We start from the raw sequence: 10,152 nt of genomic DNA on the forward strand, positions 1-10,152 counted from the left end.
AGAAACGCTACTTTCTATACAGTTCTCTTATGAACTTCCGTTACTTTCATAACGGCACAGACTATATCTTATCCCTCAGCTTTACCTGTTAGAGTCTGTCCACTTCCTCAGTCAATCGCTTACTGAGTACTTCCCTCAAGAGGAATAGTCGTTGAACGTTCTCCTATTCGGAGCTTCGCTGCTGATTATCCATTTTTCAGCACTTAGGATTTAACCTTATGCTATATATCTGATTTTTTCTGCTTTCGCCACATTCACGCTTAACTCTATTTCATGTTTACGTTGTAGTTCAGATATCTTTAGGGTTTTCCAGCAATTCAAACAGTATTGGATAGCTCTTTGTCTATCTCTACATACATATTTCTATATACGCTGACTATTTTGTTTGCCTAACTCATGATTAAAATCACAAGTGTGTGGCTCACAATAATCAAATTCACTTTTATTTACATCTTTTTGTTTTGCTAATTCTTCTTGAAATTTCTTACTATCTTCTGCTGTGATTTTACGCAAAACTCTAGCAGGATTACCCACTACTATTGTATTTGGCTCAACGTCTTTTGTTACTACTGCACCAGCACCTACAATGGCGTTTTTACCAATAGTTACACCACCTAAAATAGTAGCTGAACCACCAATCCATACATTATCTTCAACAGTTATTGGCTTAGCATATACAAGCCATTGTTCACGTTGTTTAGCGTCAATTGGATGCATAGCTGTATAGAAACTTACTTTTGGCCCAACTAATACATTATCACCCAATTTTACCATTGCATTATTAAGCATAATACAGTCATAATTGATAAAGCTATTTACACCCATTTCTAAATGATTAGCAAACTCCATATAAAATGGGCTATTAATTATAGCACCTTCGTCTAATTTTGCCACAAAAGTTCTTAAGAAATCTCTACGACGCTGAATTTCACTATTAGATAATTTATTTAAAATCTCTACATAATGAACTGTATCTTTCACTATATTAAAAATAGCTTCATCTTTGGCACTATAAATATAACCATTTTCTTGTTTATATTTGCTATCTTTTGTTTCATCATCTAAAATCAAACTATTTATATATTCTCTATCTTTATCATTTATCTGTCTAATTACTTTGCAAGGATTACCTACAGCAATTGAATTATCTGGAATATCTTTTGTTACTACAGAACCTGCACCAATGACACAATTTTCACCAATAGTAACACCTGGAGTAATGACTACATCCCCACCAATCCAACTATGAGAACCCACTGTTACTGGAAGTGCGTATTCAGTTACTTTTTCCTTGCGTAATTCATGATGAATAGGATGACATGGTGTGAAAATATTACAATTTGGCCCCATATATACATAATCGCCAATCGTAACTTTTGCTGAGTCTAAAAAGCAACAATTGTAATTTATATATGTGTTATTGCCAATAAATACATGGTCACCATAATCACAACGAAATGGTGGCACAATATAGCTATCTTGACCTATTTTCGCTACTATTTTTCTTACTAAAGACATCACATATTCCGTATCAAAATGACTAGCTCTACTCAATTCACTGACTAAACCATATGTTTTATCTTTTATATCAGTTAATTCTTGTTCAAAAACATCGTATAATAATCCTTCTTCTTGTAATTCTCTTGCTGTTTTTGTCATACAACTTTACTCCTCAAAATACATATTTATTCTTTTCTCTAGTTTAGCAAAAAAAGAGCCTTGATAACAAGACTCTTTTTTTAATCAATATACATACTTTTCTAATGATGGGTTCAATTCTTCTGGTGTTGTTATCTCAGTTGTATTCATATCCGCTGTTACATCAGAAACAACTTCGACATTTTCTTCACTACTATTATTTTCTTTATACTCATCATTATTTATATTATTGTCTACATCACTAGATACTTCTACTTTTGTATTTTCAGCTACATCTACATCTTTTGCTTTTGTTTGTTGTGCTGTATCTACTACATCTATTGTTTTATTATTTAAGCTTTTAGCTTTGTTAACAATTGCAGCATCTAAAGCTGCTAAATTTTTATTTGTTTCTCTACTGTGTTTTATTCTTTGTTCTGTAATTTTATTTAATTTAATTACATTTTGTTTACTCACTACAGTTTTATCTTGCAACTCGCTAGGGTCATAGAAACTAAAGCCAAATTCAAGCCAAGTTGGTGCATCGTCCCAACGATAATCATCATTGTAAAATACTGCAATCAAAGTTTTTTGCCCACGTGTAGCTGAAGCTACTAAGCAATCTCCTGCTGCATTTGTAAAACCTGTCTTTATGCCATTAGCACCTTCAAAACCACTTTTTAAAAAGCGATTTGTAGTAGTTACATATTCAGTATGACCATCCATGTATTTCATATTATATGCTTTTTTACTTACTATTTCTCTAAATTCAGGCTTTTTCATAGCATAACTTGCGATAATTGCCATATCATGAGCAGTAGAATAATGACCTTGAGCTGTAAGTCCATGAGGATTTAGAAAATGCGTATTTACTGCCCCTAGTTCTTTTGCTTTGTCATTCATCATTTTAGCAAATGCTGGTACACTTCCCGCTACTGTTTGCGCTACAGCTACGGCTGCATCATTACCAGATACTATCATCATACCAGTCAAAGCTTCTCTTAAAGTTATTTTATCGCCTAATCTTAAACCCAAAGAAGAAGGCTCTGTATTCACTGCTTCTGGCGTTATTACTAATGGCTCGTCTAATTTGCCACTTTCTAAAGCTAAAATTGCTGTCATTATTTTTGTGGTACTAGCAGGATGCATTATTTTATCTTCATCTTTACCGTATAATACACCATTATCATCAGCATCTATCAAACAAGCTGATACTGCACTTGTATCAGGGTTAGGCAAGGTCTTTGCCAAAGCTATATTGCAAATCAATAAACATAAGCTAAAAATTATAGCTATCTTTTTTAAATACATAAAAATAAACGCTTCTCTCTTTATCTAATTTATTTACGTCTAGGATTTTGTTTAAGTGTATCAATATCATATGGAGTTTCTTGATATACATAATAGTTAAGCCAGTTATTAAATAATAAGTTAGCTACACTTCTCCATCTTACAATCGGTTCTTTTGTTGGGTCATCATCAGGATAATAATTGATAGGAATATGCATATCCATACCAGCTTTTATATCTCTATCATATTCGCTTTTCAAGCTATATGGATCATATTCCGCATGACCTGTAATGAAAAATTCATTATCTTTCAAATTAGCAACAATATAAACTCCTGCATCGCCTTCTGCCATAATAGTTAAATCTTTTACTTTTTCAATATCTTCTCTTTTCATACCGATATGACGAGAATGTGGTACATAGAATTCATCATCAAAACCACGGAATAATTTTTCATGTTTTACATTTAAATGATGTTTATATACACCAAATACCTTTTTAGGTTCATAATATTTTTTTATACCATAATGATGATAAAGTCCTGCAAAAGCACCCCAACAAATATGGAAAGTAGACCAAGCATGTTTTCTGCTCCAATCCATAATTTCACATACTTCTTTCCAATATGCTACTTCTTCATATTCCATACGTTCAACAGGTGCACCTGTAATGATAAAACCATCATAATATTTATCTTTTACATCTTCAAAAGTACCATAAAATTGAGATAAATACTGTATTGATGTATGTTTTGGTAAATAAGACTCTGTGTAAATAAAATCTACTTCAATCTGTAGCGGTGTATTACCTAAAAGTCTTAATAATTGCGTTTCTGTAACAGTTTTATTAGGCATTAAATTTAAAATTAAAATCTTGAGGGGACGAATATCTTGTGTATAAGCTCTTTCGGTATCCATCACGAAAATATTTTCGCTCTCTAGTATTTGTGAAGCTGGTAATGTACTTGGTATTTTTATAGGCATATTTTCTTATCCTCCCACTATTATTATAAATTTTATGTAATATCTAAAAGCTTTTTGCTATGGCGTTAATTCTATCACAGCGATAAAACCTCGTCAATTAAGATTGAGTTTGACTCTTGAGCTTTTATCTATAACTTTTTTTTCATATTATATGATATAATTACTAATAACATTTATTAAGGAGACTTTTTATGCTTGAACAAAATATCACAGCTTATCTAGCAAATCTACTTAAACTAAAAACAAGTCAAATAAATGCTGCTATAAAACTCATAGACGAAGGTAATACAATTCCTTTTATCGCACGTTATCGTAAAGAAGCAACTGGCGATATGAAGGATGAACAGCTTCGTGATTTAAACGATAAGCTTATTTATGTACGTAATTTAATTAAACGTCAAAATGAAATAAAAAATAACATTGAAGAACAAGGAAAAATGACTCCTGAACTCTCCTTGGCTATAGATAAAGTAGAAAAACTTCAAGAACTTGAAGACATATATCTACCATATAAACAGAAAAAACGCACTCGTGCTATGATTGCTAAAGAAAAAGGTTTAGAGCCACTCGCTCAATTTATCTTAAAACAAGAAGATAGCTCTGAAAAACTTGAAGATATCGCCTTGAAATATTTAAATGACGAAGTAACTTCTAGTGATGAAGCACTCGCTGGCGCTTCTGACATCATTGCCGAAACTATTTCTGATAGTGCAGATATTCGTGCTAAACTTCGCCAGCACCTCTGGCAAACTTCTTCATTGAACATTACTAGAGATAAAGAAGCTGACAGTGATGAAGCTTTTCTCATGTACGAAGATTATACAGAACCAATTAAACATCTACCATCACATCGCATTTTAGCTATCAATCGCGGTGAAAGTAAAGATATTTTAAAAGTAAAATTAATCAGTGATATAGATAAAGATATTGCTATCATCACTAAATTTATCTTAAAACAGAATAGTCCATACAAAGAATTTCTTACAAATGCAATCATTGATGCCTATAAACGTCTAATCTTCCCTGCACTTGAAAGAGAAATTCGCAATCAGCTTACTGAAACAGCTCAGACTCAAGCAATCCATGTATTTGCTTCCAATCTCAAACAATTGCTCTTACAAGCACCACTAGCTGGTTATACTGTAATGGGACTTGACCCTGGATATCGTACAGGTTGTAAAATGGCAATTGTCGATGCTACAGGACAAGTTTTAGACCATGGTGTATTATATATCACTATGAGTGATGACGCTAAAGCAAAATCTGCACAGAAGCTATTAGATTATATTCAAAAATATAAAGTAAATTTAATCTCTATCGGCAATGGTACTGCTTCTTATGAAACAGAAGAATTCGTAGCTAATTTAATCAATGAACATAAATTACCTGTTCATTATTTAATCACTAACGAAGCAGGTGCTTCTGTTTATTCTGCTTCCAAATTAGCTGTAGAAGAATTACCTGAATATGATGTAACTATTCGTGGTGCTATCTCTATCGCTCGTCGTATTCAAGATCCATTAGCTGAACTTGTAAAGATTGAACCTAAAGCTATTGGTGTCGGTCAATATCAACATGATGTCAATCAAAAAGAATTAGCTAATACTTTAGATGCTGTTATTGAAGCTGCTGTTAACCATGTAGGTGTAGAACTAAATACAGCTTCTGCTGCTCTTTTAAAACATATTGCTGGTATCAATGCTACTGTAGCTAAAAACATCATTAAATATCGTGATGAACATGGCATATTTTCTTCACGTAAAGAACTATTAAAAGTTTCTCGCCTTGGACCTACAGCTTATACTCAATGTGCAGGATTTTTGCGCATCAATGGTGCTACTTGCCCACTTGATAATACGCCTGTACATCCTGAATCATATCCTCTTGCTGAGCAAATATTAGCTGAATTAGGATTTTCCCTTGAAGATTTAGCCGATAAAAATAAATTAGATTTACTTAAAGCTAAAATCAAATTAGTAGATATAGATAAATTAGCTACTAAATTAAATGCTGGCGTTTTTACTGTTAAAGATATCTTAGATGCTCTAACAAAACCAGGTCGCGACCCACGTGAAGATTTACCAGCACCACTTACACGCCAAAATATCATCAAATTAGAAGATATCAAAGTGGGTACTATCATGCGTGGTACAGTTCGCAATATCACTGATTTCGGTGTTTTTGTTGACATTGGTATCAAGACTGCTGGTCTTATTCATATCTCTGAATTAAGCAATAAACATGTAAAACACCCATTAGATGTTGTATCTGTTGGTGATATTTTAAATGTTTTAGTCATCAGTGTAGATGCTAAACGCAATCGCATTGGCTTAAGCCTTAAACAAGTAACAAAGGAGAACAATAATGTCCTTGCTTAATCAAACTATAAAAAAAATCTTACCACCAGATCAAAGAGCGATAAAATTTGTTGAAAATAAATTAGCTCAAACCATGACAAATGCAGATGGTCTTGGTGAGTTAAAAAATCTATTATTGCGCTATGTAGGTATCACAGGTCAAATTCACCCTGAAATTCCTAAAAAATTCACTATTATAACTTGTGGTGACCATGGTGTTGCTGAAATGAATGTCAGTGCCTATCCTCAAGAAACAACAGCACATATGACTAAAAATTACCTTGTTTCTAAAGGTGCTGTAGCCAATTGCATGTCTAATTTTTGTGGTTCTGATATGATAGTTGTAGATATGGGTATCAAAGCTCCTGTCGATGATATTCCTGGATTAATCGACCGCAAAATCGCTCATGGTACACAAAACTGTGCTAAAGGCCCTGCAATGACTCGTGAACAAGCAATCCGTGCTATTGAAACTGGTATAGAACTTGTAAATGAATATGCTAAACAAGGATATCGCTGTTTCTTGCCTGGAGAAATGGGTATTGCCAACACTACATCAAGTGCTGCTATGGTAGCTTGTCTTTGTAGTCTAACACCTAAACAAGCAACAGGTAGAGGAACTAATATTTCTGATGAACGACTTGCCATTAAAATTGAAGTAGTAAAACAAGCTTTAAAAGTAAATAAACCTGACCCTAATGATGGTATTGATGTCATTAGTAAATTAGGTGGCTTTGAACTTGCTTGTATCACAGGCATAATATTAGGTGCTGCCGCTAATCGTTGCTTTGTCGTTTTAGATGGTTTTAATACAGGCTCAGCTGCTTTAGTCGCTCAAGCTATTTGCCCTGAAATAACAAATTATCTCATGGCATCTCACCTGGCTGCTGAACCAGCTCATAATGCTATTTTAAAGAAATTAAATCTATCTCCATACATGGACTTACAGTTCCGCTTAGGCGAAGCTACAGGCTCATCTATCGCTGTTAATATCTTAGACTGTGCTATTGAAGCTTATCAATCTGTATATCAAGCAGCACTTGCTGAAACAGATAAGTTAATACGCCCTAACATTCCTCAAGCAGATTTAAATACAAAGACCACATTATTAAAACGCACTCGCAATATTCCAGCTTTAGATGCAGATATACAAAAACAATGTAGATTTCGCATTGATAATCTGACTAAACCTATTTATAGTTTAGGTAGATTAGAAGAAATAGCTGAACATATATCTGGTATTGTAAAAAAAGTGAAACCTACATCTGTACGTAAAAAAATCATTGTTTTAACATCTGAAAAAAGCTGTAGTATCGTACAACATCGACTCACTCAATCATTTGCTCATCATGCTAATGCAGATTATCATTTCACTGCTATTCCACAATCCAATCTCACAGAAAAGACATTATCCTTCAGTCTTTTACAAGGTATAAGTTATGGCTCTAAAATTAAAAATGTTGAAGTTTTAGGCATAGCTTGCTGTGAAACTCATCCTAAAGAAATTTGTGGTACATTTAGCTTAAATATTCAACAACAATTATGTCTACCTAATGGTGATTTACGTTACGGTAAACGCGGTTTTCTTTCCTTAACACCTACAGAAGATTTACAACAAATCGCTTTTATGGCAGGTATCGCCATAGGTGCTGCTAGCAATGGCATATTGACATTATCTGATGATTTAGTATCCACTATTGCTTTAAAATACGCTTTAGTTTTAGCTCCTGCTATCAATCCTTATCTAATGTTTGTATGTCCTGATTATTTAGACTTAAATATAACTACAGGCGGTGGTTGTATCTGTAGCTTGGGCATGAAATTAATTGACGCCTCACTTCAAATGATGAAAGATATGAAGACATTTGCTGAAGCAGGCGTTGCCATAGCTACTGATGGACCTGGAGCTGGTATTCAAGTAGATAAATAAAATGTTTCACGTGAAACATTTTTAATTTTAGATTTTATAAATACAAAGAGGAGTAATAATGACACTTAGACATTTAGCTATATTTATTAAAGTTTGTGAAGAAAATGGTATTACTGCTGCTGCCAAAAAACTTCATATGACTCAACCATCTGTTAGTCAAGTTATTCAAGAATTAGAAGCACATTATCAAACACTTCTATTTGAACGTTTAGGTCGTCGTATTTTTATTACAGAGGCAGGTCGTAGATTATTACGTTATTCTCGCAATTTGATCAATCTGAACGCTCAAACAGAACAAGCTATGCGTGCATTCAATGAAGTATATCATCTTCGCATTGGTGCTAGTATCACCATCGGCAGTAATTTTCTCATTGATTTAATTCAGCATATTTCCCATAATGGTTCTGGCAAAGAAATCTTTTCAGAAATTCATAACACCTCTGAGCTTGAAGAAATGCTTTTAAATGATAGCTTAGATTTAGCTTTAGTTGAAGGTGAAATCCATTCTGAATACTTGATTACTAAACCTTTTATGAATGATGAATTAGTCTTCATCATTGGACAAAATCACCCATTAGCTGATAAAGAAATCACTCTTGAAGATTTAACAAAACTAAGATTTTTCGTTCGTGAAACAGGCAGTGGAACTCGTGAATTATTTGAACAAGTAATGCACAGACATAATATTTATTATCAAACTGCTGGTATTTACAATAGCATGGAAGCTATAAAAAAAGCTGTCATCAGCGGTTTAGGTGTTTCTGTAATCTCCACTGAAGCTATCAAAGATGAATTAAAAGAAGGCAAATTAAAAACTTTTACTATGCCTGAACTTGTATTTAAACGTCAATTTAATATTGTTTATCATAAAAACAAATTCATACCACCAGAAATGCAAGAAGTAATTGATGAATGTTTACAATTATCATCAAATAAATAATCATTACTTTTTAAAATAAATTATTTCTATTATCATTGACAGATTTTATATTTATCTATTATAATAATAACGATATTAAAAGGGAGTAACTTCCTTGTGTTATTGTCAACAATCACTGTAGCAATCGCTTCTGGCAATAACGTCGATTATTTTCGATAAGTGAGACTTTTAATACGCATATAATTCATGTGTGTATTAAAAGTCTTTTTTTGTGTTCAAAAGACTTTTAATGGAAGGAGCAATTTATGGAAATCTTATCTACTCAATTTTTATTAGCTTTAGGTTCTATTATTTTACTTGATTTAGTATTAGCTGGTGATAATGCTGTAGTCATTGCTATGGCTTCTCGTAAATTACCAGAAAATATGCGTAAACGTGCCATTTATATTGGTACTGCCGGTGCTGTAGTAATTCGCGCTATCATGACTTTAATTGCAACATATTTATTAACAATTCCTTTTCTACAAGCAATCGGCGGTCTTATCTTATTGCCAATAGCTTTTAAATTATTAAAACCAGAAAAACACAATCTTGAAGATACAAATTCTCTTAGTGCTTCTACTGGTTTTGCCACTGCTATCAAAACAATTATCATTGCTGATGCTGCTATGGGCATAGATAATGTATTGGCTATCGCTGGTGTTGCTCATGGTGATATGATGCTTGTATTATTAGGTTTAGCTATTAGTATTCCTATCGTTGTATGGGGTAGCCAAATCATTTCCAACTTAATGGATAGATTACCTATCCTCATCACTCTTGGCTCTGCTATCTTAGCTTATACTTCTGCTAGTATGATACTTCATGATAAAATCATTGGTAATTTCTTGTTATCTTTAACTGAATATATGAATTATATTCTACCTGTTCTCTTTATCGGAGCAATTATCGTTTATAGCCAAAAAGTAGCTAAAAAATAAAATATATCTAAAAGCTCTATTAGTTATCAAAAAATTAATAGAGCTTTTTTATTTTTACCAAATGCGAGCGTAAAGCCCCTAAATTTATTTATGG

The 10,152-nt window shown here is 33.0% G+C and carries 6 protein-coding genes and 2 pseudogenes; 4 read left to right on the forward strand and 4 right to left on the reverse strand.

From position 1 onward, the window contains the following. Positions 1 to 489: 489 nt before the first annotated feature. From BMX03_RS11545 to metA, 4 genes and pseudogenes are all read right to left on the reverse strand, one after another. Positions 490 to 849, reverse strand: a pseudogene (locus BMX03_RS11545) (sugar O-acetyltransferase); the annotation flags it as partial. 321 nt (positions 850 to 1,170) lie between these two features. Then, a pseudogene (locus BMX03_RS11550) lies at positions 1,171 to 1,659 on the reverse strand (sugar O-acetyltransferase); the annotation flags it as partial. A gap of 84 nt (positions 1,660 to 1,743) precedes the next feature. Continuing rightward, positions 1,744 to 2,949, reverse strand: a complete 1,206-nt coding sequence (locus BMX03_RS10430; protein ID WP_091695279.1) for a D-alanyl-D-alanine carboxypeptidase family protein — start codon at positions 2,947 to 2,949, stop codon at positions 1,744 to 1,746. Between the two features lie 29 nt (positions 2,950 to 2,978). Then, entirely contained in the window at positions 2,979 to 3,911 is a 933-nt protein-coding gene (metA, locus tag BMX03_RS10435; protein WP_008539197.1) for a homoserine O-acetyltransferase MetA, read from the reverse strand. 191 nt (positions 3,912 to 4,102) lie between these two features. Between metA and BMX03_RS10440 the strand changes: the two genes are divergently transcribed. The 4 genes from BMX03_RS10440 to BMX03_RS10455 all read left to right on the forward strand — a co-directional run bounded on the left by BMX03_RS10440 (position 4,103) and on the right by BMX03_RS10455 (position 10,058). After that, positions 4,103 to 6,289, forward strand: a complete 2,187-nt coding sequence (locus tag BMX03_RS10440; RefSeq protein WP_091695282.1) for a Tex family protein — start codon at positions 4,103 to 4,105, stop codon at positions 6,287 to 6,289. After that, on the forward strand, positions 6,276 to 8,198 hold the full coding sequence (gene cobT, locus BMX03_RS10445) for a nicotinate-nucleotide--dimethylbenzimidazole phosphoribosyltransferase (RefSeq protein ID WP_091695285.1): 1,923 nt from the start codon (positions 6,276 to 6,278) through the stop codon (positions 8,196 to 8,198). The genes BMX03_RS10440 and cobT overlap by 14 nt, the downstream gene beginning before the upstream one ends. 58 nt (positions 8,199 to 8,256) lie before the next feature. Continuing rightward, positions 8,257 to 9,138 (forward strand): LysR family transcriptional regulator, encoded by an 882-nt coding sequence (locus tag BMX03_RS10450; RefSeq protein ID WP_008539202.1) that lies wholly within the window; start codon positions 8,257 to 8,259, stop codon positions 9,136 to 9,138. A gap of 245 nt (positions 9,139 to 9,383) precedes the next feature. Further along, positions 9,384 to 10,058, forward strand: a complete 675-nt coding sequence (locus tag BMX03_RS10455; protein WP_091695287.1) for a TerC family protein — start codon at positions 9,384 to 9,386, stop codon at positions 10,056 to 10,058. The last annotated feature ends 94 nt before the right edge of the window (positions 10,059 to 10,152 follow it).

Origin of the sequence: Megamonas sp. Calf98-2 (assembly GCF_900110235.1) — a bacterium.
Taxonomy (GTDB): domain Bacteria; phylum Bacillota; class Negativicutes; order Selenomonadales; family Selenomonadaceae; genus Megamonas; species Megamonas funiformis.